This window comes from Rhodoferax sp. (assembly GCF_030653815.1).
Lineage (GTDB): Bacteria > Pseudomonadota > Gammaproteobacteria > Burkholderiales > Burkholderiaceae_C > Rhodoferax.
Genome location: NZ_JAURYQ010000019.1, coordinates 1 through 22440, shown reverse-complemented (window position 1 = coordinate 22440; position 22440 = coordinate 1). Strand labels below are relative to the sequence as shown.

The following is a 22440-nucleotide window of genomic DNA, read 5'->3' as shown; positions in this document are numbered from 1 at the left end:
CCATGAACACCACAACTTTTCAACCCATCGCAGCGCGCCCCGCCCCGGTCAACACCGAAGGCCCGGTGGCCTGGGTCAAGGCCAACTTGCTGGGCGACTGGAAGACGACGCTGGCCACCTTGCTGATTGGTGCAGTGCTGCTCTGGCTGGTCCCGCAAGTTCTGAATTGGGCCATTTTCAAGGCGGTCTGGGTCGCTGACTATGACGCCTGCCGTGTCGATGGCGTGGGTGCCTGCTGGGGTGTGATCACCGAAAAATACCGCATCATCATTTTTGGCCGCTATCCGTTTGAAGAACAATGGCGACCGCTCATTGCCACCCTGCTGCTGACCGGCTTGCTGGTGGCGAGCTGCATGCGCATGTTCTGGCGCGCCTGGCTACCGCTGTTGTGGTTGGTGGTACTGGCAGCATTTTTTGCGCTCATGTATGGCAACACACTGGGCTTGACCAAGGTCGAGACCGACCGCTGGGGTGGCCTGCCACTGACCATTTTGCTGGCTTCCCTGTCGCTGGTGATGTCATTTCCGCTGGCGCTGCTCATTGCGCTGGGTAGGCGCTCCAACCTGCCCGCCATTCGCAGTTTTTGCACCATATATGTCGAGCTGATTCGCGGCGTGCCGCTGATCTCGGTGCTGTTCATGGCCTCGTTCATGTTCCCGCTGTTCATGCCGCCGGGCGTCACCATCGACGTGCTGGTGCGGGTGCTGGTGGGCATCACGCTGTTTGCTGCGGCCTATTCAGCCGAGGTGATCCGCGGCGGCTTGCAGGCGGTGCCCAAGGGACAAGTGGAGGCGGCAGCCACGCTGGGCCTGTCCTACTGGCAAACCCAGCGCAAGATCGTGCTGCCACAAGCCCTGGCCATGGTGGTGCCGGGCATCATGAACAACTTCATCTCGACCTTCAAGGACACCTCACTGGTGACCATTGTGAGTCTGTACGAGCTGACGGGTGCCATGAGCCTGGCGCTCAACTCGGACTCCAACTGGCGGCCCTTCTCGATCGAGGGCTACGTCTTCATTGCATTGATCTATTTTGTTTTCTGCTTCTCCATGTCGCGCTACAGCCACTGGGTCGAGAAGCAGGTCAACAAGAGCAAGTTGAGATAACTTGCGGGACAGACCGCAGCGAAACGAAGTGAGCAAGCTCTGTCCTCAACTGATTAAAAATTTAACCGAACATCATCATGGCTGACATCAAAACACCCTCCCCCATCATCACCTTCGACAAGGTCAACAAGTGGTATGGCAACAACTTCCATGTGCTGCGCGACATCGACCTCTCGGTCGCCAAGGGCGAGCGCATCGTCATCTGCGGGCCGTCGGGCTCGGGCAAGTCCACCCTGATCCGCTGCATCAACCGGCTTGAGGAACACCAGCAGGGCCACCTGACGGTCGACGGCATCGAGCTTACCGACGACGTCAAGGCCATCGACGCGGTGCGCAAGGAAGTCGGTATGGTGTTCCAGCAGTTCAACCTGTTCCCGCACCTCACGGTGCTGGAAAACCTGACGCTGTCACCGATGTGGGTCGGAAAGATGCCCAAAAAAGACGCCGAAGAAAAAGCCATGGTGCAGCTCAACCGGGTGCGCATTGCCGAACAGGCCCATAAGTACCCGTTGCAACTCTCGGGCGGTCAGCAACAGCGCGTGGCCATTGCGCGCGCGCTGTGTCTCAAGCCCAAGATCATGCTGTTTGACGAACCCACCAGCGCGCTCGACCCCGAGATGATCAAGGAAGTGCTTGACGTGATGATTGCCATGGCCGATGAAGGCATCACCATGCTCTGCGTGACCCACGAAATGGGCTTTGCCAAGGCCGTGGCCGACCGCGTGATCTTCATGGACCAGGGCCAGATCGTCGAGCAAAACAACCCGCATGACTTCTTCAACAACCCGGAAAGCGAGCGCAGCAAGGACTTTTTGTCAAAAATCCTGGGGCATTAACTCCCCGCCACCTTCATCTTGTTGACAAGAATCGAGCCCACGGTTTTGGCGCCGTAGTTGTAGGCGTCCGCACCCACCGCCACAATGCCCTTGAGCATGGCTTTCATGTTGCCGGCAATGGTGATCTCATGGACGGGAAAGGCAATGCGGCCGTTTTCCACCCAGAAGCCGCTGGCCCCGCGCGAATAGTCGCCGGTCACATAGTTGACGCCGCTGCCCATCAATTCGGTCACAAACAGGCCCGTGCCCAGGCGCTGCAACATGGCGTCCAGGTCGTCACCGGCGCGGGTCAGGCGCGAGGTGAGCGTCAGGTTGTGCGAGCCACCGGCGTTGCCCGTGGTCTTCATGCCCAGTTTGCGCGCCGAGTAGCTGCCCAGAAAGTAGCCCTGCACCTTGCCCGCCTCGACCACGCTGCGCGCCTGCACGCGCACACCTTCGTCGTCAAAGGGCGAGCTGCCCTTACCGCGCTTGACGAACGGGTCTTCCAGAATGTCAATGTGCTTGGGGAAAACCGGTTTGCCCAGGCTGTCAAGCAAAAAGCTGCTCTTGCGGTACAGGGCGCCACCGCTGACCGCCTGCACAAAACTGCCCAACAGGCCGGCCGCCAGCGGCGACTCGAACAGCACCGGGCATTCGGTGGTGGCGATCTTGCGGGCGCGCAGCCGGCTCAAGGCGCGCTCGGCGGCATAACGCCCCACCGCTTGCGGACTGGCCAACTCGGCGGCATCGCGCTGCGAGCTGTACCAGGCATCACGCTGCATGTCATCGCCCTTGCCCGCGATCGGCGACACCGACAGCGAATGGCGCGAGCTGGCATAACCGCCGCGAAAACCGTGGGTGTTTGCGCTGAAGAAATGCGACTGCTGGGCCGACACGCCAGCGCCCTCGCTGTTGCGGATGCGCTTGTCCACGGCAAAGGCAGCCGCTTCAGCCTGCAGTGCAATGTGCGCCGCCTGCTCGCTGGTGATGGCCCAGGGGAAGAACAGTTCCAGATCGGTACGTTGCTCCTGCGGCCGGGCAATATCGGCTTCGTCCGGCAGTGCGGCAAACGGGTCTTCGGCGGTAAAACGGGCGATGTCAAAAGCGGCCTGCACCGTTTGCTGGATGGCTGCCTGGGAAAAGTCGGAGGTGCTGGCGTTGCCGCGACGCTGACCCAGGTGCACGGTGATGCCAAGGGACTTGTCGCGGTTTCTCTCCACGTTTTCGAGCTCACCCAAGCGCGCCGAAACGCTCAGGCCGCAGCCTTCCGAGGCGTGCGCCGCAGCATCGGTGGCACCCAATTTTTTGGCGTGGGCCAAGGCCGAATCAACCAGGTCTTCAAAAAAAGAGCGGCTGTAACTGAAGCCGTCAGCCGGGGAATCGGCGGTTTTTGCGGAAGCAGAAGTAGCGGCACGGCTTGGCTGGGTGGCGCGCTTGGGCGTGTTGGATTTGTTCATAGCGCGGCTATGATACTTGTCTATGTCAAGAAAACTCAAAAAAGGCTATTTCGTACGTGGTGAGTTCGTCGCCGAGGGCAGCGAACGCGACATTGAGCTCAAAGCCGAGCTCAAGGGCACCGACGACCAAAGCCGCACCGACCTCAAACGCGAAAGCACCGAATTGCAAAAGCTGGGCGCCGACCTGCTCGACCTGCGCGCGGATCTGTTGGCGCGGCTGGACCTGTCCGAGAAGTTCAAGGATGCCATTGCCGACGCCAAACGCATCACCAACTTCGAAGGCAAACGCCGCCAGATGCAGTTCATCGGCAAGCTCATGCGCAAGCTCGAGCCCGACGTGTTGGAGGCGGTCAAAAAGACGCTGAGTGAAGAAGCCACCGGTTCGGCCGCCGACAACCTGGTGCTGCACCAGGCCGAAATCTGGCGTGACCGCCTGATTGCCGACGACGATGCTGCCGCCCAGTGGATCACCAACAACCCCGGCTGTGACAGCCAGGAACTGCGCGCCCTGATTCGACAGGCACGCAAGGACGCCACGCCGTCCAAACCCGGCGCCCTGCCGCGCCATGGCCGTGCCTACCGTGAAATTTTTAAGATGGTGCGCGAGCAGCTCGGCGCCATTCCGCCGAACGACGACAACGCCATCCCCTTCAGTCCCGCCAAAGAAGCTTCATGAACACGACCGCTGCCAACCCCTACCCGAGCGTCAAAATCGGTATCGTGTCGGTCAGTGACCGCGCATCCACCGGTGTTTATGTCGACAAGGGCTTGCCCGCGCTGCAAGAGTGGCTGAGCCGCGCCCTCAAGAACCCGCTGCAGTTCGAACCACGCCTGATCCCGGACGAGCAAGCCGACATCAGTGCCGCGCTGATCGAACTGGTGGACGCGGGCTGCGCCTTGGTGCTCACCACCGGCGGCACCGGTCCGGCGCTGCGTGACGTCACGCCCGAAGCCACACTGGCGGTGGCACACAAGGAAATGCCCGGTTTTGGGGAACAAATGCGCCAGATCAGCCTGAACTTCGTGCCCACGGCCATTTTGTCGCGCCAGGTGGCGGTGATCCGCAATCAAAGCCTGATCATCAATCTGCCGGGCCAGCCCAAGTCGATTGCCGAAACCCTGGAAGGCCTGCGCGACGCCGAGGGCAAATCGGTCGTGCCCGGCATCTTTGCCGCCGTGCCCTACTGCATCGACCTGATTGGCGGGCCGTACCTGGAAACCGACGAAGCGGTGTGCAAGGCGTTTCGGCCCAAAACTGCAATTCGGAGTTTTCCCGGTTGAACCAGTCTTGTTGACTCAAAGTCGACCAGATGAATGAAAAGAGGCTGTCATTGCGGACCTGATCCGCAATCCATGTGAGCTTCGTTATCACCAGAAATCATTGCTGAACGCGCCAGGTTCAGCGCCAGCAGGCGCTTGAGGATCTCGTCGTCGGACATGTCGGGCGTGTAGTCCGCCCAGCCGTAAGCAGCGGCCACCGCCAAATCGAGTTGCTGGTGCGCCATGATGAGCCAGGCGGGTTTGGCGTTGTAGAGATTCGTGAGCGTGCGTTTTTGCAGGGCTTTGAGGTCTTGTTCACTGATGCCGGGTTTGGGCTTGATGCGGTCGGGGTACGGCGACTTGTCCAGCCCCAGCGGCGTGACTTCGGGCACCTTGTGCGTCCACTCGGGCGGGTTGAGCCAGTTGTCCCTAAGGTCGTTGAGCTTCTTGGCTGCTATGGCTATTGCGATGGCGTTAGTTCTGAGGTTCAGGCTTTGGCGCTGTTGACCCGGCGGGGCTGGCTCGGACGCCGGGGGCTCATACGCTTCGCTTTTTAAAATCGCCCCCGACATCCGAACCACCCCCGCCTTTGAAGCTTGTTCCTGCAAATGGGCGGGGATCAGGGCGCCAGATTCAAGTGGCTCAGTTTGCTGGTGGGCGGTATCGGCGGGTGTGAGGCCTGCGGGAAAGGGGAAAGTTTCGAAGCAGGTGGTGGGGGTGTAGCGTGGACGGTCTTCCAACGACGTGCCCATGCGCAACGACCAGAGCTCATGGAAACGGCTGTGCAGGATGCCGAAGGTGGTGTCGTCGGCGCGGGCCGTTGCCAGGGTGGCCTGATCGGGCAAAACGGCACGGTGCATCCAGATGAAGGTGCGGTGTTTGGCAACGGCGGCAGTGATAATGTAGCGCGGTAACGATGCAAGAGCTGTGCGCATACCAGGGCGTGATTCTGCATGTCGCCACCAAAACTTGCGATAGGCCTCGCGATTATTATTTTCACGCAATGGCTTTACAGTTTTTACCGTGTATGCGTAAGGTGCCTCGAAAAGCATAGCTTCTGATTCAACCAGGCGCGTGCCAAAGTCAACAATCCAGCGATCACCCCAGCGCCGGGTCAAGTCGATGCCATTGCATAAGGGTCGCACTACTTCTGCGTTGGACTTACCGTGCGGATTCGGCTGGGCTAGCCACGCTCTGGCTATTGAACCTTCAATGTCAAATGGCGCTTTTTTGGAGGCACCCATAAAACAAGTGGTCGCGGTCTCAAGCAATCGATGCGCTGTTGTAAGGTCAGTTGTTACGCCACTGCTGTTACCGGGGGTCAGATCGGCGTGAATCAGATTCACGTCAACACCATCCAACCGCGAACGATTGGAATGCCCAAAACAAATCAGCGACACGCGCACTGCCGCACCGTCATTGACCCAAGATTCATCACTCCAGGCTTCAAAAATCCTGCTACTTTTGCATATGGCATCAAGCACTTTGCGATTGGCACCGCCCCGAATCGAATTGGTGGCAACCAGCCCGGCAGCCTCCAGCCCATTACTTTCAATCGCCACCCACGCCTTGTCAAACCAGTAACACACCAGGTCGGCCCCACCCGGCACACGACCGGCAAACACGGTGTCGAGTGCCTTGAAGTAGTCATCTCCAAGCTCCCGGCGCTTCTTGCTGCCACCCAAAAACGGCGGATTCCCAATCACCACATTGGCTTTGGGCCAAGTGGCTTCACGAACACCCGCAGAAGTGGGGTCAGAGCCCGAGTTTTGCTGCGCAAAATCGGGATCCGACCCCATTTCTGCTGACCCCGGTATTTCCTCGACCACCTGCGAATCCAGGTCCAGGGGCGTGGGTGGGGCGGATGTCGGGGGCGATTTTAAAAAGCGAAGCTTATGAGCCCCCGGCGTCTGCCCTGCCCGCGGCCCGGGTTCAGAAGACATGGATTGCCGCGCTTCGCTCGCAATGACAGCCTCTGTGAATTGCGGTGCTTCGCTCGCAATGACGGGAAACGTAAGCAGCGCATCGCGGCACTCGATGTGATCCAGCGGTTCCAGCACCGGGTTGGTCTTGAACTCGTAGCCGTGCGCCATGCGCCACTGCAGTTCGCCAATCCAGACCGTGACGCGCGCCAGTTCGGCGGCGTATTCGTTGAGCTCGATGCCCAGCACATTGTGCGGGCCGGTGACCAGATCGGCCTCGCGGTCCAGGCCAAACATGGCGGCATCGAGGTGGCTTTTGTGCTCGATGTCCTTGAGCGCCTTGAGGCCCATGAACAAAAAGTTGCCACTGCCACACGCTGGGTCCAGCAGGCGGAAGGCCTTGAGGTCTTCGAGCCACAAGACAAACCGGGCTTTGCCATCGTTGTAGTGCTTGTCGCCCTTCTTCCTGCTTTTACTCAACAACGTGCGAATGTCCTGCGCCACCCGCTCCCATTTTTGAAGTAGCGGACGGCTCAGCACGGGCTCGATGATGCGCAAAATGGTGGCTGGGTCGGTGTAATGCGCGCCGAGCTGGCTGCGTTTGGCAGGGTCCAGCCCCCGTTCGAACAGCGTGCCGAAAATCGACACATCAATGGCCGACCAGTTCAGCCCTGCGGCGTTGCGCAGCTCGGTCACTTCCATGATGCTCAGAGCGGGCACCTTGACCTTTTTGAACAGGCCACCGTTGAACCACGGAATGTCGTCGTTGCCGTACAAGCCACCGTCGCACATGGCGATGAACAAATTGGTCAAACCCCGGGTGAGTTTGTCGGCGGTGAGCTGCTTGTTGTTGACCAGCTTTTCAAACATGCGCTCGGGCAGCAGGCCCACGTCTTCGGCGAAAAAGCAGAACAGGCACTGCGTCAGGAAGTGAGCCACTTCATCGGCGTCGTTGTCACGCTTGCGCAGGCCATCGGCCAGCGTGGCAAAGCTTTTGGCGGCGGCTTCGGTGATGTCGCGGCTGGTTTTCTTGGGGCGAAAGCTCTCGGGGTCGGTCCATAAATGGCGCAGCAGCGCCTGTTTGGCGGGTTGGTCCAGTTCGCCCAGCAGCACCGTGTGGACTTCGGACGGATGCCCGTTGAACTGGGTGTGGATGCGAATCGTGAGGCGGTCACACACCACCAACAGCGGCGGGTTGCTCAGCGCCAGGCTGTAAGTGAGCAATTGCTTGAGCGCGGTGTCCAGGTTTTTACCGGGTGCCTTGTTTTCCCAGGCAAAGTGGTTGCGCATGAAGACGTCGGCATAACCACGCGCCTCGCCCAGCACCAGCGTGTCCTGCTCAAAAATATAGTCACCCGCGCTGCCTGGCGTGGGCACGCCCAGCAACTGGCACAAATCCATGAAGTGCGGTTGCGCACCCTGACGTTCATTGAGTTCAAACGCCGGGCCACCAGGGCCCCATTTGGTGATGAAGTCTTGCGGGGTCATTTTGCTTACGATGCAGTCTGCCTATGCGCGCTGCGGCGCGATCTCGGAGGCGTAGTCGTACAGAGCACCCAGAATGGCTTCGTCGCGCTCACTGGCATCTTCGGCCAGCTTGTCGAGGGCTTCAAACAAGGCGTCCAGCGTCAGCGCCCCACCCTCGCCGTCAAACAGGCGCGCGGCGCGGTGGGCTTCCCAGCTTTTGGCTTCTTCGGCGCTGAGGCTTTGCGGGAAATTGCGCGCCCGGTAGCGCCACAGCAACTCCGACAAACGCGCGTCCTCAAACGCAGGCCGCGCCGTGGCCAGCTCGGTCGGGCTGCAGCGGCGCAGGTCGTTAAGGCGGCGGCGGTCTGCGTTGCCGACAAAACCACCATAAAGGTCTTCATCGACATCGACCGCTGCCGCGGCGGTCCGGACAAACACCTGGGCCCAGATGGCGCTCATGTCAGGCAAGTCACGGGCGACTGCCGCATGCTGCAACTGGGCTGCCACGTCGATGCCCCAGCGCTCGGCCATGGCCGGGCTCAGCACTTTCAGGTTGTTCATGACCATGGGCGACTTGTTGAGGTGCACCGATTTGACCGGCAGCCGGGTCACGCCCTCCGGCAAGTCTGCAGACTTGCTGAACAAGCGCAAACGGATTTGTTCGGCGTTCAAGCTGGCCAACTCACTCGGGTCAAAGGCCAGGTCCCAGGCCAGCAACTCGTTCTTATTGGCCGGATGCATGGCCAGCGGCCACATCAGCGCAAGACAGCCGCGCTCGGGGGCGAACATGCCGGAAATGTGCAAGAAAGGCTTGGCGTGCGTCAGGCTGGTGGGCAGGCCCAGCTCAGCCATGACACGGTCTTTTTTGTGCAGGCCAAAACAGAAGTCAAACAACTTGGGCTGCGCGCTCTTGATGAGCCGCGCCAGCGCGATGGTGGCCTGGACGTCGCTCAAAGCGTCGTGCGCGGCCGCGTGCAACAGGCTGTTGGCTGCGCTCAGGTCGGTCAACTTGAAGCTGGGTTTGCCATCGGGTTTGACGGGCCACTGGATACCGTCCGGGCGCAAGGCATAGGCGGTGCGCACCACATCCAGCAGATCCCAACGACCGCATTCGTTTTGCCATTCACGGGCGTAGGGGTCGATCAGGTTGCGCCAGAACATGAAACGCGTGATCTCGTCGTCAAAACGGATGGTGTTGTAGCCTACGCCGACGGTTCCGGATTCGCTGAAAAGCTGCTCGATTTGCGCCGCGAACAGGTGTTCTGGCAGGCCCTTTTCCAGGCATTCCTGGGGCGTGATGCCGGTGATCAAACAAGCCTCTGGTTCCGGCAAAAAATCATTGGCGGGCTGGCAGTACAGCATGACCGGCGCGCCGATAGGATTCAGCTCTGCATCGGTGCGAATGGCAGCAAATTGGGCCGGCCGGGTTTGCCGGGTGTTGGCACCAAAAGTTTCGTAGTCGTGCCAGAGGAAAGTGTGCATCAGATGGGCGGCTGGGTCAGTCGACTTTGGGCTTGTCGCTGTGGGAGACGTCGTAACCATCGGCCACGTAAGCCGGGCCTTTCATGAGCCAGACCACCACACAACCAAACGACACCGTGAACACGGCTGTCCAGATCAGCACAGCCAAACCGATCATGCCGAAATCAAAGAGCTGAACACGCCGCTCAATCTCGGCCGCCGTACCCTGGGTATAAAACAGCCGCGCCAGCCCCGACAGCAGCAAAGGCAGCAGTGTGCCCAGCAACAGCACGCGCGGCATCATGCGCAGCAAACGCCACTCGAAGCCGTAAGGCGTGCGCTGGTAACCGGGGAGTTTTTTGAGCCAGTTCATGGTGTCATGGTTTAAAAGTTAAAGCCATTTTTGCATGAACTGCGCCTGCCCCATGGCCGGGTCGAGCTGGTAGTTCTCAAAACCCAGCCGCCGGTACAGCTTTTGGGCAGGTGTATTGCCTTCCAGTACTTCCAGCGTCAGCTTGCAAGCACCCCGCGCGCGCGCCAGCTGCTCCACCAGAACCAGCATTTGCTCGGCCACACCGCGTCCGCGGTGCGATGCCACCACCACCACGTCATGCACGTTGACCAGTGGCTGGCAGGCAAAGGTGGAAAAGCCCTCAACGCAATTGACCAGGCCCACCGGAAGGCCACCAGCTGCCGGATCAAAGGCCAGCACGCTGAACAGATGGGGCCGAGCCGCCAGGGCTTGCGGCAAGTTGGCCTTGGCAAAGTCAGACAGGGGCTCGGCGCCGCCCATCGGGTCGCGGGCATAGCCGTCGAGCAAATCGAGCAGGGCCTGCATGTGCTGCGGATTGGCATAGTCGACCTGGCAGAGCGTCAGGGTGGTGATCGCGGTCATGCTGGCCTCAGCCGCTGATGGTGTCGGCAATGCGCTGGGCGCAGGCTTTGGCCTGGGCCGGGTCGCGCGCCTCGACCATGACACGCACCAAGGGCTCGGTACCACTGGGGCGGATCAGCACCCGGCCGTTCTGGCCCAGTTCCGCTTCCACGGCCAGGGTTTCGGACTCCAGTCGCGCGCTGGCGCGCCAATCCTGCCCGGGTTTGAGCCGGATATTGATGAGTGTTTGCGGAAACAGCGTGACTTCGCTGAGCAGCTCCGCCAAGGACTTGCCGCTGCGCACCACGGTTTGCAGCACCTGCAACGCCGAGATGAGCCCGTCGCCAGTGGTGTGCTGGTCCAGTGCCAGCAAATGGCCAGAACCCTCACCGCCGAGCAGCCACTTGTTTTTTTCAAGTTCCTCCAGCACATAACGGTCGCCCACCTTGGCGCGCACCAGGGGCACGCCCCGTGCCTGCAGGGCCAGTTCCACCGCCATGTTGGTCATGAGGGTGCCGACCACTCCGGGCACGGCCTCGCCGCGGCGCAGGCGGTCATCCACCATCAGGTACAGCACCTCGTCGCCGTTGAACAGGCGGCCATGGGCATCGACCATCTGCAAGCGGTCGGCGTCGCCGTCCAGCGCAATGCCGACGTCAGCCCGGTGCAGCCTAACCGCCTCGATCAGCGCCTCGGGATGCGTGGCACCAAAGCCTTTATTGATGTTCAGGCCATCCGGCGAGCAGCCAATGGCAATGACCTCGGCACCGAGCTCATGGAACACCTTGGGCGCAATCTGATAGGCGGCGCCGTTGGCCCCATCGACCACGATGCGCATGCCCTTGAGCGACAGGTTGTTGGCAAAAGTGCTTTTGCAGAACTCGATGTAACGACCAGCGGCATCGTCCAGGCGCCGGGACCTGCCCAGGTTGGCAGAGTCCACCCAGACCGGGTCCTGACGCAGCGTGGCTTCGACATCACGCTCCCAGGCATCGGGCAACTTGGTGCCCTGGGCACTGAAAAACTTGATGCCGTTGTCGTCAAACGGGTTGTGGCTGGCGCTGATGACCACGCCCAGCGAGGCGCGCTGCGCCCGCGTGAGGTAGGCCACCCCCGGCGTTGGCAGCGGCCCGAGCAGCACCACGTCGACCCCGGCCGAATTGAAGCCACTTTCCAGCGCGCTTTCCAGCATGTAGCCCGAAATTCGGGTGTCCTTGCCAATCAGCACCGTGGGCTTGGCCTCATGGCGCTTGAGCACACGGCCCACCGCATGGGCCAGTTTGAGTGTGAAATCTGCCGTGATGGGCGCTTGCCCGACGGTACCGCGGATGCCGTCGGTACCAAAATATTGCCTTGTCATTGTTCTACCTTCACCTGAATCTTGAATCAAACAACGGCTATGTTATCGCTTCCAGCACCCGCAGCGACTGCGCGGTTTCCTTGACATCGTGCACGCGCAGCACCGAAGCGCCGCGCTCGGCAGCCAACAGCGCGCAAGCCAGGCTGGCTGCCAGACGCTCGGTCACTGGCAAGGTGGTGCCAGGCTGCGCCGTGTGCGGCACCATGCCCGCCAGCGAGGACTTGCGCGACCAGCCCGCCAGCACCGGGTAACCCGTTTCCAGCAGCTCGGCCTGGCGTGCCAGCAGGGCAAAATTCTGTGCCACGGTTTTACCAAAGCCAATACCCGGGTCCAGCATGATTCGGGATTTTCCGACGCCAAGCGCCTGCAAATCATGGGCGGCTTGCGCCAGGAAGTCGCGCACCTGGGACAACACGTCGCCCGCCATGGGTGCCACCTGCATGGTCTGGGGATCACGGTGCATGTGCATCAGGCAAACGCCACAGCGGGGGTGTGCCGCCACCACCTCGGTCGCCCGCAGGGTGTGGCCCGCCGTCCCGCCCTCCCGCCAGCGCAGCGCCCAAATGTCGTTGATGATGTCCACGCCGAGGTCGAGCGCGGCCTGCATCACGCGGGGCTTGTAGCTGTCCAGCGATACCGGCACGCCCAGCCGGACGGCCTCACGCAGCACCGGCAACACGCGGGCCAACTCGTCTGCCAGACTGACCGGAGGCGCGCCCGGTCGGGTGGACTCACCGCCAATGTCGAGGATGTCGGCACCGTCGCGAATCAACTGCTCACAGTGCCTGAGCGCGCTCAGCGTAGCGCCATGTTGACCGCCATCCGAGAAGGAATCGGGTGTGACGTTGACGATGCCCATCACTTTGGGGCGCGTCAGGTCGATGTGATAACGACTGGTTTGCCAAAACATGGTCTAAGCCTGGGCTGAAAACTTGTCAGATAAAAAAACGGGGCCGCAGCCCCGTTATTGAATGGTGACGCTCAGGCAGCGTGCGGTGCAGCATCCGGATTGACAGCCGGGGTGCCGCCGCTGCCGGTGTCCGTGCTTGAAGCTGGCGGCACCCGTGGTGACCAGTCCTTGGGCGGCCGTGGCGGTTTGCCTGCCATGATGTCGTCAAGCTGGTCACTGTCGATGGTTTCCCACTCCAGCAAGGCTTTGGCCATCACGTGCATGTGATCGCTGTGTTCCTCAATCAGGCGGCGCGCCAGGGCGTACTGCTCGTCGATGATGCGGCGCACTTCGGCGTCGACCTTCTGCATGGTCTCTTCGCTCATGTTGGTGGTCTTGGTGACCGAGCGGCCCAGGAACACTTCGCCTTCATTTTCGGCATACACCATCGGACCCAGGGCTGCCGTCATGCCGTAACGCATGACCATGTCGCGGGCGATGTGGGTGGCACGCTCGAAGTCGTTGCTGGCGCCGGTGGTCATCTGGTTCATGAACACCTCTTCGGCAATGCGGCCGCCAAACAGCATGCTGATCTGGTTCAGCATGTACTCCTTGTCGTAGCTGTAGCGGTCTTGCGCCGGCAGACTCATGGTGACACCCAAAGCGCGGCCGCGCGGGATGATGGTGACCTTGTGCACCGGGTCGCACTTGGGCAGCAGCTTGCCGATCAGGGCGTGACCCGACTCGTGGTAGGCCGTGTTGCGGCGTTCGCTCTCGGGCATGACCATGCTCTTGCGTTCCGGGCCCATCAGGATCTGGTCCTTGGCCTTCTCGAAGTCCTGCATCTCCACCGTGCGGGCATTGCGTCGCGCTGCCATCAAAGCGGCTTCGTTGCACAGGTTAGCCAGGTCAGCACCCGACATGCCGGGCGTGCCACGGGCAATCACGCCAGCGTTGACATCCGGATTCAAGGGAATCTTGCGCATGTGCACATTCAAAATCTGCTCGCGGCCGCGGATGTCAGGCAGCGTCACATAGACCTGGCGGTCGAAACGACCCGGGCGCAGCAAGGCGGCATCCAGAATGTCCGGGCGGTTGGTGGCAGCTACCACGATCACGCCGACATTGGTCTCAAAGCCGTCCATCTCGACCAGCATCTGGTTCAGGGTTTGTTCGCGCTCGTCATTGCCACCGCCCAGACCGGCACCACGTTGGCGGCCCACTGCGTCAATTTCGTCAATGAAAATAATGCAGGGCGCGTTTTTCTTGGCGTTGTCAAACATGTCCCGCACCCGCGAGGCACCGACACCGACAAACATTTCAACAAAGTCGGAACCCGAAATGCTGAAGAACGGCACCTTGGCGTCGCCAGCAATTGATTTGGCCAACAGGGTTTTGCCGGTGCCGGGTGGGCCGACCAGCAGCAAACCGCGCGGAATGCGGCCACCCAGTTTCTGGAATTTGGCGGGGTCCTTCAAGAAGTCCACCACCTCTTTCACTTCTTCCTTGGCTTCATCGCAACCGGCCACATCGGCAAAGGTCACGGTGTTGGTGTTTTCATCAAGCAGGCGCGCCTTGCTCTTGCCAAAGCTGAAAGCGCCGCCTTTGCCGCCACCCTGCATCTGGCGCATGAAATAGACCCAGACGCCAATCAGCAGCAGCATCGGGCCCCAGCTGACCAGCAAGGTCATCAACAACGAACCCTCTTCACGCTGGCGCACATCAAACTTGACGTCGTTGGCAATCAGGTCACCCACCAGACCGCGGTCGAGGTAAGTCGCCGTGGTGCGGACCTTGCGGTCGTCCGTGGTGACGGCCACGATTTCAGTGCCGCCCTGGCCTTCCTGAATGATGGCACTCTTGATCCGGCTGCCGCGAACTTCTTCCAGGAAGTCGGAGTAACCCATATAGCCGGCCCCGGCTTCCGGACGGGCGTCGAATTGCTTGAAGACGGTGAACAACACCATCGCAATGACCATCCAGACCGCAATTTTTGAAAACCATGGATTGTTCAAGCCAAACTCCAGTAGAAATGCATTCGTTCGAATACCAAAAAGATGACCAATTCTAGGCGGTTCAGTCAGTGCCACGGCAAGACACAGGCATCAGCCACAGCGACTGCAAGGAATTCAGTGCTTTTTAAGCTGCATGCCAATTAAAAAGGTCTCGGACGACTTGTCACGCGAAGCCTTGGGCTTGATCCGTTTGACCGTGACAAAAGTCTCCCGAAAGCGTTGGTACAAGGCATCGTAACTACCCCCATGAAACACTTTGGCGACCAAGGCCCCTTCAGGCTTGAGATGGTCCTGGGCAAACTCAAGCGCCAGTTCAATCAGATGTTCAATGCGTGCCGCATCGGCCGAACTGATGCCCGACAGGTTGGGCGCCATGTCGGAGATCACCATGTCGGCTTTCTGGCCCTGCATGTGCTCGGCCAATTGGGCCAGCACCGCGTCTTCGCGCAGGTCCCCCTGGATGAACAGCACACCTTCGATCGCTTCCATCGGCAACAGATCGAGCGCGATGATGCGACCATTGAGCTCACCGGCGGCGGCGCCACCACCGGTGGCCGATTTGGGTGACAGGCGGCGGCGCACATACTGGCTCCAGGCGCCCGGTGCCGAACCCAGGTCCACCACCAACTGGCCTGGCTTGATCAGGTGCAGGGTCTCGTCAATCTCCTGCAACTTGTACGCCGCGCGCGCCCGGTAACCCTCTTTTTTGGCGAGCTTGACGTAGGTGTCATTGACGTGATCGTTGAGCCATGCCCGATTGACCTTGCTGCTTTTAACTGCTGATTTCATAGTTCTCACCGATAATACTGTTATGTCTCAAATTCAACTGACCCCCGCCGAACGCAAAGTTCACCGTGCTGAAGCCCACCACCTCGACCCCGTGGTCATGATTGGCGGCGACGGCCTGACCGATGCCGTCAAGAAAGAAGCCGACGCCGCGCTGAAGGCCCACGGCCTCATCAAGGTTCGCGTTTTCTCAGACGATCGCGTCGCCCGCGAAGCCATGTTTCAAACCCTGGCCGATGAACTCAATGCCGCCCCCATCCAGCACATCGGCAAGTTGCTGGTGCTGTGGCGGCCCCTTCCCGAGCGGGAAAAAACCGCCGACGAGGACCGCAAACCCGGCCCACGTGATGTCAAAGTGCTCAAATACAGCACCCGCGGTGGCCAGCGCCCCGAGGTCAAGACCCTGCGCGTGCTGGGCAACCAGCGCCTCACCTCAGGCGGCCAGGTGAAACGCTCCAAGCCCAAGCAAATCAGCATCAAGAAGCGCAGCCAGGGCTGATAGCATTTGCAAAGCCGACATCTTGTGGGGCAGACTTCAGTCTGCCAGGTCGGTGCAAGTCGACCCCACAACACGCCAGGCAGTCAAAGTTTTTTTAGATTGACCCGACCTTTCGGGTCACCTTCCAGAACGTCACCCCGGCGCACAGCCACTGCAACGCAAACATCGCGCTGCCCACACTGTGCCACAGCCGCAAATTTTCCCGGCTCACGATGCGCGGGGCGACGGCAAATTCCGACAACAGCGCCAACAAGACGCCCAACATCACAAACACCGTGATGGATTGCGCACGTCCGGCGTCCACACGGTCCTGACCCGGCCGGTTCAACAGCAGCAACAGCAAGCAGCAGCCGGTTCCGAGCCAGGTCTGCGCGGTGAACAGTTTGGCCGCCATACCGCCTGCCAGTGCCGGGCTGGGCAAATGCACGAACAGCAAGGGTACAACCACCACGCCCAGCGTGGTCAAGCTGCCCCACCACAAGGCGGCCAGCCAGGGCGCCAGAGCCTGCAGGCGCGTCGTCATTCAGATGTAGCTGACCGACATCACTTCATAGCGGCGCACACCGCTGGGTGCCTGCACCTCGGCCGTATCACCTTCGACCTTGCCGATCAAGGCGCGGGCGATCGGGCTGTTGATGTTGATCAGACCGAGTTTGAGATCAGCCTCGTCTTCACCCACAATCTGGTAGCTGACTTTTTGACCGGACTCTTCGTCTTCGAGTTCCACGGTGGCGCCAAACACCACCCGGCCATCGGCGTGCAGCTCGGTGGGGTCGATGATTTGCGCAGCCGACAACTTGCCTTCAATTTCCTTGATGCGTCCCTCGACAAAGCCCTGCTTGTCCTTGGCCGACTCGTATTCGGCGTTCTCGCTCAGGTCGCCCTGGGCACGCGCTTCGGCAATGGCGTTGATGACGGCGGGACGCTCAAACGCTTTGAGTTGATGCAACTCGGCCTTGAGTTTGTCAGCACCACGCTTGGTAAGGGGAAGGGTCGCCACGAGCAGCTCCGAGAAAGTTGAAACACAAAAATGAAACCGCCGAACGTTGCCGGTCGGCGGTATGAACGAATTATGCCGCGAATATGAGGCGACGGAGCACAGGTTTACCCTGCGTTCAATTGCGCATGCATCTCCTGCACCGAAATCACATCGAGCGTGTCCATGTAGCGCATGCCCTCCACCGCAGCTTCAGCGCCGGCAATGGTGGTGAAGGTGGTGACTTGTGCGAGCAAGGCCGAGGTGCGGATCTGGCGTGAATCGGCAATCGCATTACGCCGCTCTTCCACGGTGTTGATGACCAGCACAATCTCGTCGTTTTTCAGCATGTCGACAATGTGCGGACGCCCCTCCGTCACCTTGTTGACGACACCGCAGGGCACACCGGCGGCATTGATGGCTGCGGCCGAGCCCTTGGTTGCCACCACGGCAAAGTTCATGGCCACCAGTTTCCTGGCCACTTCGATGGCCCGCTGCTTGTCATTGTTCTTGACCGACAGGAAGACCTTGCCCGAGGGCTCGCCGGTCGCTGTGAAAGGTCGCGGCAACTTGCAGCCGGCACCCATTTGCGACTTGACAAAGGCTTCGCCAAAGGTCTTGCCGACCCCCATGACTTCGCCGGTGGACTTCATCTCGGGGCCGAGGATGGTGTCGACGCCAGGGAACTTGACGAACGGAAAAACCGCTTCCTTGACGCTGAAATAGGGCGGGTCCACTTCGCGGTTGATGCCTTGCGAGGCCAGCGTTTGACCGACCATGCAGCGGGCCGCCACCTTGGCCAATTGCACGCCCGTGGCCTTGGACACAAAAGGCACGGTGCGCGAGGCGCGCGGATTGACCTCAAGGACAAAAATCACGTCCTGGCCGTCGAGGTGCTGGATGGCGAACTGCACGTTCATCAGCCCCACCACGTTCAGGCCATGGGCCATGGCTGCGGTCTGGCGCTTGATCTCGGCCACCGTGTCGGCACTCAAGCTGTAGGGCGGCAGCGAGCAGGCCGAGTCGCCGCTGTGCACCCCCGCCTGTTCAATGTGCTCCATCACGCCACCAATATAGGTCTGACCGGTGGCATCACGCACGCAGTCCACATCGCACTCGATGGCGTCGTTCAAAAAGCGGTCCAGGAGGACCGGCGAGTCGTGCGACACCTTGACCGCTTCGCGCATGTAGCGCTCCAGGTCGCGCTGCTCGTGCACGATTTCCATGGCACGGCCGCCCAGCACATAGCTCGGGCGCACCACCAGCGGGTAACCCAGCTCGGTGGCCTTTTCCAGGGCCTCAGCCTCGGTGCGCGCGGTGGCGTTCGGTGGCTGGCGCAGTTTGAGTTCGTGCAGCAGCTTCTGGAAGCGCTCACGGTCCTCGGCGGCATCGATCATGTCGGGACTGGTGCCAATGATGGGCACGCCATTGGCCTCCAGATCAAGCGCCAGCTTCAGGGGCGTCTGGCCGCCGTACTGCACGATCACGCCGTAAGGCTTTTCCTTGTCGACAATTTCCAGCACGTCTTCGAGCGTCAGCGGCTCGAAGTAGAGGCGATCCGAAGTGTCATAGTCGGTCGAGACGGTCTCGGGGTTGCAGTTGACCATGATGGTCTCGTAGCCGTCTTCGCGCATGGCCAGCGCGGCATGCACGCAGCAGTAGTCGAACTCGATGCCCTGACCAATGCGGTTGGGTCCGCCACCAAGCACCATGATTTTCTTGTTGTTGGTGGGTGCGGCTTCGCACTCGGCGCCTTCTGCCTCGTAGGTGGAGTACAGGTAAGCCGTGTTGGTGGCGAATTCAGCCGCGCAGGTGTCGACCCGCTTGTACACCGGGCGCACGCCCAAGGCATGGCGGCGCGCTCGCACGGCGGTGTCGCTGGTCTTGAACTGCTTGGCCAGGCGGCGGTCGGAAAACCCTTTTTGCTTGAGCGCGCGCAGCGTGGCCGCGTCGATTGAATCCAGTGCCGTGCCGACAGCGGGTTGCGGCAGATGCTCAATTTCAAGCTCGATCTTGACGATCTGCTCGATCTGCACCAAAAACCAGCGGTCGATTTTGGTGAGTTCGAACACCTCATCCACGCTCCAGCCGGCGGCAAAGGCATCGCCCACGTACCAGATGCGGTCGGGGCCGGGCTCGCCAAGTTCGCGCTCCAGGATTTCGCGGTCCTGGGTCTTCTCGTTCATGCCATCCACACCGACTTCGAGGCCGCGCAGGGCTTTCTGGAACGACTCCTGGAAGGTGCGCCCCATGGCCATGACCTCGCCCACACTCTTCATCTGGGTGGTCAGGCGGCTGTCTGCGGTGGGGAATTTCTCGAAGGCAAAACGCGGGATCTTGGTGACCACGTAGTCAATGCTCGGCTCGAAGCTGGCCGGCGTGGCACCGCCGGTGATCTCGTTCTTGAGTTCATCCAGCGTGTAGCCCACCGCCAGTTTGGCGGCCACCTTGGCTATCGGGAAGCCCGTCGCCTTGGAGGCCAGCGCGCTGGAGCGGCTGACGCGCGGGTTCATCTCGATCACCACCATGCGCCCATCCTGGGGATTGATGGAAAACTGCACGTTGGAGCCACCGGTGTCGACGCCGATTTCGCGCAGCACAGCGAGCGAGGCATTGCGCAAAATCTGGTATTCCTTGTCGGTCAGCGTTTGTGCCGGTGCCACCGTGATCGAGTCGCCGGTGTGCACACCCATCGGGTCCAGGTTTTCAATGGAGCAAACAATGATGCAGTTGTCCGCCGTGTCGCGCACCACTTCCATCTCGTATTCTTTCCAGCCCAGCAGCGACTCTTCGATCAGCAACTCGTTGGTGGGCGAGGCTTCCAGACCACGCTTGCAGATCACCACAAATTCTTCGGGGTTGTAGGCAATGCCGCCACCGGTGCCGCCGAGCGTGAAGCTGGGGCGGATCACGGTCGGGAAACCCACCGTTTTCTGCACGGCCCAGGCTTCGTCCATGCTGTGGGCGATGCCCGAGCGTGCCGAGCCCAGACCGATCTTGGTCATGGCATCCTTGAACTTGAGGCGGTCTTCGGCCTTGTCGATGGCTTCGGGTTTGGCGCCGATCAGTTCGACCGGTTTGCCCGTGGCGGCTCCGGTGTATTTGGCCAGCACACCGTTATGCCAGAGGTCCAGCGCGCAGTTGAGCGCGGTCTGGCCGCCCATGGTCGGCAGAATGGCGTCGGGACGCTCCTTGGCGATGATCTTCTCGACCGTCTTCCAGGTGATGGGCTCGATGTAGGTCACGTCGGCCGTGGCCGGGTCGGTCATGATGGTGGCCGGGTTGCTGTTGATCAGGATGACCTTGTAACCCTCTTCGCGCAAGGCCTTGCAGGCTTGCACGCCGGAATAGTCGAATTCGCAGGCCTGCCCAATGATGATGGGGCCCGCGCCAATGATGAGGATGCTTTTGATGTCGGTACGTTTTGGCATGTTGAAGGACTGCTCTCTTAAATTATCAATTCAGGCTGGCGGTAGCCAATTTGGCTCCGAACCACAAAAACAGGCCGCCCACCAGGCTCGACAGCCCGGCCGACAGCTTTTTACGCTGGGCAAAACCTTGCGCCAACTTGGCCCCGGTAAAAATCAGCACCGACAAATACAGGGCGCTGAAAGTCATCAGGATGGCACTCAGGATCAAAAAAGGCACTTCCGGGTGGGCATAGCTGGTGTCGATGAACTGCACAAAAAACGACAGCAAAAACAAAATCGCTTTCGGGTTCAGCAGACTGATCACCAGCGCACGACGGAATGGCCGCTGCAAATGCGCCGTACCGGCAGTGGTGCTTGAGTCTGCTGTCTCGTCTGCACCTTCAGCAGCGCTGGCTACAAGCGCCAGCGGCTCAGGCTGGGTTCGCAAACCGGCCATGGCGCCGCGCAACAAATTGAAACCCACCCAAGCCAAGTAAGCCGCCCCCACGTACTTGACCACCATGAACATGGCCGGGTAAGTGCGCAGCACACCGGCAGCACCCAAGGCGGTACACAGCAACAAAATGGTGTCGCCCACAAACACGCCATAAGCCCCCTGAAAACCGGCGCGCACACCACGCGCGGTCGCCACCGACAGCACATACAGCGAATTGGGCCCGGGCAGCAAAATGATGCCAAAGGCACCAATCACATACGTCCACAGGTCCGTGACACCGTAAAAGCTCATGCGCGCGACGCCATGGAAGCGACAAAACGGTCGAACAGGTAGCCAATGTCATGCGGACCGGGGGATGCCTCCGGGTGACCCTGGAAGCAGAACGCCGGCTTGTCGGTGCGCTCAAGACCCTGCAGCGTGCCGTCGAACAGACTGATGTGGGTGGCACGCAGGTTGGCGGGCAGGGTTTTTTCGTCGACGGCAAAACCGTGGTTCTGGCTGGTGATGCTGACGCGACCACTGTCCAGGTCTTTCACCGGATGGTTGGCACCATGGTGGCCAAACTTCATCTTGAAGGTTTTGGCACCCGAGGCCAAGGCCATGATCTGGTGCCCCAGGCAAATGCCGAAGGTCGGAATACCGCTGTCGATCAGTTCGGCCGTGGCGGCAATGGCGTAATCGCAAGGCTGCGGGTCACCCGGGCCGTTGCTCAGGAAAATGCCGTCGGGCTGCTGTGCCAGCACCTCGGCCGCCGGGGTTTGTGCCGGCACCACGGTGACCCGGCAGCCGCGCTGGGCCAGCATGCGCAAAATGTTTTTCTTGACACCAAAGTCATACGCCACCACATGGAAACGGGGCGCAGTTTGCTCGCCAAATCCGGGCTGGTCCTGGTCATGCGCACTGAACAGTTCCCATTCGGTCTGGGTCCAGCCATAAGTGGTCGGGGTGCTGACCACCTTGGCCAGATCAAGACCGGCCATGCTGGGTGCGGCCTTGGCCAAAGCCACGGCTTGGTCGATGAGCGCCTGCGTCACTGCCTCACCGGCGGACAGTGCCAGAATGCAGCCGTTTTGCGCGCCCTGGGTGCGCAGATGGCGCGTCAGCTGGCGGGTGTCGAGGTTGGCAATCGCCACCGTGCCTTGCTCGCGCAGATAGGCATCGAGCGGCTGGCTGGAGCGGAAGTTGGAAGCCAGCAGTGGCAGGTCCTTGATGATCAGGCCGGCGGCCTGCACACGGTCGGACTCGACGTCCTGCGCGTTGACACCGTAATTGCCAATGTGCGGATAGGTCAGCGTGACGATTTGCTGGCAATAGCTGGGGTCGGTCAGGATTTCCTGGTAACCGGTCATGGAGGTGTTGAAAACCACCTCACCCACCGTGGAACCCGTGGCCCCGATGGAATGACCAAGGTAGACCGTTCCGTCTGCGAGCGCCAGGATGGCCGATGGGGTATTTCCCTTGAGAGACAAAAGCACTGGGTTCTCCGAAATAGTTGCGGGTACGCCCAAGCACGCAGGAATGACTCCTGAAACTGCTGCTGACTGGGATGGGGCTTGGACGGCTGCTGTGAGCGTACGCGGGTGCGAAATTGACCGGAATTATAGCCTAGGGACAACCCTAGGAGCCGGGGCGGCAGAGCGTTCTGCTGCGTGTCCCCCGCCCTGCGGGCACCTCCTTGTACCTGCG

At 60.8% G+C, this 22440-nt stretch carries 19 protein-coding genes; 5 read left to right on the top strand and 14 right to left on the bottom strand.

What is annotated here, in order from left to right:
* Positions 1-2: 2 nt before the first annotated feature.
* Positions 3-1106, top strand: a complete 1104-nt coding sequence (locus tag Q7U49_RS06905; RefSeq protein WP_304763414.1) for an amino acid ABC transporter permease — start codon at positions 3-5, stop codon at positions 1104-1106.
* 77 nt (positions 1107-1183) lie between these two features.
* A complete protein-coding gene (locus tag Q7U49_RS06900) occupies positions 1184-1942 on the top strand; it encodes an amino acid ABC transporter ATP-binding protein (protein WP_304763413.1) in 759 nt (252 codons plus the stop codon).
* Here Q7U49_RS06900 and pmbA read toward each other — a convergent pair.
* On the bottom strand, positions 1939-3378 hold the full coding sequence (gene pmbA, locus Q7U49_RS06895; RefSeq protein ID WP_304763412.1) for a metalloprotease PmbA: 1440 nt from the start codon (positions 3376-3378) through the stop codon (positions 1939-1941). The two genes, Q7U49_RS06900 and pmbA, sit on opposite strands and share 4 nt — an antisense overlap.
* A gap of 22 nt (positions 3379-3400) precedes the next feature.
* Here pmbA and yjgA point away from each other — a divergent pair, with 22 nt between their 5' ends.
* Together yjgA and mog are read left to right on the top strand one after the other, a co-directional pair.
* The gene (yjgA, locus tag Q7U49_RS06890; protein WP_304763410.1) at positions 3401-4054 is read left to right on the top strand and encodes a ribosome biogenesis factor YjgA; all 654 of its coding nucleotides are present in this window, start codon (positions 3401-3403) and stop codon (positions 4052-4054) included.
* Entirely contained in the window at positions 4051-4659 is a 609-nt protein-coding gene (gene mog, locus Q7U49_RS06885; RefSeq protein WP_304763408.1) for a molybdopterin adenylyltransferase, read from the top strand. The genes yjgA and mog overlap by 4 nt, the downstream gene beginning before the upstream one ends.
* 47 nt (positions 4660-4706) lie before the next feature.
* On the opposite strand, the gene Q7U49_RS06880 is transcribed toward mog, so the two are convergent.
* The 8 genes from Q7U49_RS06880 to Q7U49_RS06845 form a co-directional block, all read right to left on the bottom strand.
* Positions 4707-8048: a DNA methyltransferase gene (locus Q7U49_RS06880; RefSeq protein ID WP_304763407.1), complete on the bottom strand. Its 3342-nt coding sequence runs from the start codon at positions 8046-8048 to the stop codon at positions 4707-4709.
* A gap of 21 nt (positions 8049-8069) precedes the next feature.
* The gene (gene sbcB / locus Q7U49_RS06875) at positions 8070-9509 is read right to left on the bottom strand and encodes an exodeoxyribonuclease I (RefSeq protein ID WP_304763405.1); all 1440 of its coding nucleotides are present in this window, start codon (positions 9507-9509) and stop codon (positions 8070-8072) included.
* Between the two features lie 16 nt (positions 9510-9525).
* Positions 9526-9861, bottom strand: coding sequence for a hypothetical protein (locus Q7U49_RS06870; RefSeq protein ID WP_304763404.1), 336 nt, complete (start codon positions 9859-9861; stop codon positions 9526-9528).
* A gap of 18 nt (positions 9862-9879) precedes the next feature.
* On the bottom strand, positions 9880-10383 hold the full coding sequence (locus Q7U49_RS06865; RefSeq protein ID WP_304763403.1) for an N-acetyltransferase: 504 nt from the start codon (positions 10381-10383) through the stop codon (positions 9880-9882).
* A gap of 7 nt (positions 10384-10390) precedes the next feature.
* The gene (glmM, locus tag Q7U49_RS06860) at positions 10391-11722 is read right to left on the bottom strand and encodes a phosphoglucosamine mutase (protein WP_304763401.1); all 1332 of its coding nucleotides are present in this window, start codon (positions 11720-11722) and stop codon (positions 10391-10393) included.
* 37 nt (positions 11723-11759) lie between these two features.
* A complete protein-coding gene (gene folP / locus Q7U49_RS06855; protein WP_304763400.1) occupies positions 11760-12632 on the bottom strand; it encodes a dihydropteroate synthase in 873 nt (290 codons plus the stop codon).
* Positions 12633-12703: 71 nt separating this feature from the next.
* Positions 12704-14626: an ATP-dependent zinc metalloprotease FtsH gene (ftsH, locus tag Q7U49_RS06850; RefSeq protein ID WP_304763399.1), complete on the bottom strand. Its 1923-nt coding sequence runs from the start codon at positions 14624-14626 to the stop codon at positions 12704-12706.
* 114 nt (positions 14627-14740) lie between these two features.
* On the bottom strand, positions 14741-15415 hold the full coding sequence (locus Q7U49_RS06845; RefSeq protein ID WP_304763397.1) for an RlmE family RNA methyltransferase: 675 nt from the start codon (positions 15413-15415) through the stop codon (positions 14741-14743).
* Positions 15416-15437: 22 nt separating this feature from the next.
* On the opposite strand from Q7U49_RS06845, the gene Q7U49_RS06840 reads away from it, so the two are divergent.
* The gene (locus Q7U49_RS06840) at positions 15438-15911 is read left to right on the top strand and encodes a YhbY family RNA-binding protein (RefSeq protein ID WP_304763395.1); all 474 of its coding nucleotides are present in this window, start codon (positions 15438-15440) and stop codon (positions 15909-15911) included.
* 94 nt (positions 15912-16005) lie between these two features.
* Here the strand turns inward: Q7U49_RS06840 and Q7U49_RS06835 are convergent, their stop codons facing one another.
* The 5 genes from Q7U49_RS06835 to carA form a co-directional block, all read right to left on the bottom strand.
* Positions 16006-16434, bottom strand: a complete 429-nt coding sequence (locus Q7U49_RS06835; protein ID WP_304763394.1) for a DUF4149 domain-containing protein — start codon at positions 16432-16434, stop codon at positions 16006-16008.
* Positions 16435-16911: a transcription elongation factor GreA gene (gene greA / locus Q7U49_RS06830; protein WP_304763392.1), complete on the bottom strand. Its 477-nt coding sequence runs from the start codon at positions 16909-16911 to the stop codon at positions 16435-16437.
* A 104-nt stretch (positions 16912-17015) separates the two neighbouring features.
* The gene (gene carB, locus Q7U49_RS06825; RefSeq protein WP_304763391.1) at positions 17016-20318 is read right to left on the bottom strand and encodes a carbamoyl-phosphate synthase large subunit; all 3303 of its coding nucleotides are present in this window, start codon (positions 20316-20318) and stop codon (positions 17016-17018) included.
* 25 nt (positions 20319-20343) lie between these two features.
* A complete protein-coding gene (gene leuE, locus Q7U49_RS06820; protein WP_304763390.1) occupies positions 20344-21045 on the bottom strand; it encodes a leucine efflux protein LeuE in 702 nt (233 codons plus the stop codon).
* A complete protein-coding gene (gene carA, locus Q7U49_RS06815) occupies positions 21042-22229 on the bottom strand; it encodes a glutamine-hydrolyzing carbamoyl-phosphate synthase small subunit (RefSeq protein WP_304763388.1) in 1188 nt (395 codons plus the stop codon). The genes leuE and carA overlap by 4 nt, the downstream gene beginning before the upstream one ends.
* Positions 22230-22440 lie beyond the last annotated feature (211 nt).

Excerpts from the sequence above, each read along its gene's own strand:
- Q7U49_RS06905 (WP_304763414.1), top strand. The coding sequence starts at position 3 with ATGAACACCACAACTTTTCAACCCATCGCAGCGCGCCCCGCCCCGGTC.
- sbcB (WP_304763405.1), bottom strand. The coding sequence starts at position 9,509 with ATGCACACTTTCCTCTGGCACGACTACGAAACTTTTGGTGCCAACACC.
- Q7U49_RS06880 (WP_304763407.1), bottom strand. The coding sequence starts at position 8,048 with ATGACCCCGCAAGACTTCATCACCAAATGGGGCCCTGGTGGCCCGGCG.
- Q7U49_RS06835 (WP_304763394.1), bottom strand. The coding sequence starts at position 16,434 with ATGACGACGCGCCTGCAGGCTCTGGCGCCCTGGCTGGCCGCCTTGTGG.
- Q7U49_RS06845 (WP_304763397.1), bottom strand. The coding sequence starts at position 15,415 with ATGAAATCAGCAGTTAAAAGCAGCAAGGTCAATCGGGCATGGCTCAAC.
- Q7U49_RS06870 (WP_304763404.1), bottom strand. The coding sequence starts at position 9,861 with ATGAACTGGCTCAAAAAACTCCCCGGTTACCAGCGCACGCCTTACGGC.
- leuE (WP_304763390.1), bottom strand. The coding sequence starts at position 21,045 with ATGAGCTTTTACGGTGTCACGGACCTGTGGACGTATGTGATTGGTGCC.
- folP (WP_304763400.1), bottom strand. The coding sequence starts at position 12,632 with ATGTTTTGGCAAACCAGTCGTTATCACATCGACCTGACGCGCCCCAAA.
- Q7U49_RS06840 (WP_304763395.1), top strand. The coding sequence starts at position 15,438 with ATGTCTCAAATTCAACTGACCCCCGCCGAACGCAAAGTTCACCGTGCT.
- Q7U49_RS06900 (WP_304763413.1), top strand. The coding sequence starts at position 1,184 with ATGGCTGACATCAAAACACCCTCCCCCATCATCACCTTCGACAAGGTC.
- mog (WP_304763408.1), top strand. The coding sequence starts at position 4,051 with ATGAACACGACCGCTGCCAACCCCTACCCGAGCGTCAAAATCGGTATC.
- pmbA (WP_304763412.1), bottom strand. The coding sequence starts at position 3,378 with ATGAACAAATCCAACACGCCCAAGCGCGCCACCCAGCCAAGCCGTGCC.
- yjgA (WP_304763410.1), top strand. The coding sequence starts at position 3,401 with ATGTCAAGAAAACTCAAAAAAGGCTATTTCGTACGTGGTGAGTTCGTC.
- carB (WP_304763391.1), bottom strand. The coding sequence starts at position 20,318 with ATGCCAAAACGTACCGACATCAAAAGCATCCTCATCATTGGCGCGGGC.
- glmM (WP_304763401.1), bottom strand. The coding sequence starts at position 11,722 with ATGACAAGGCAATATTTTGGTACCGACGGCATCCGCGGTACCGTCGGG.
- Q7U49_RS06865 (WP_304763403.1), bottom strand. The coding sequence starts at position 10,383 with ATGACCGCGATCACCACCCTGACGCTCTGCCAGGTCGACTATGCCAAT.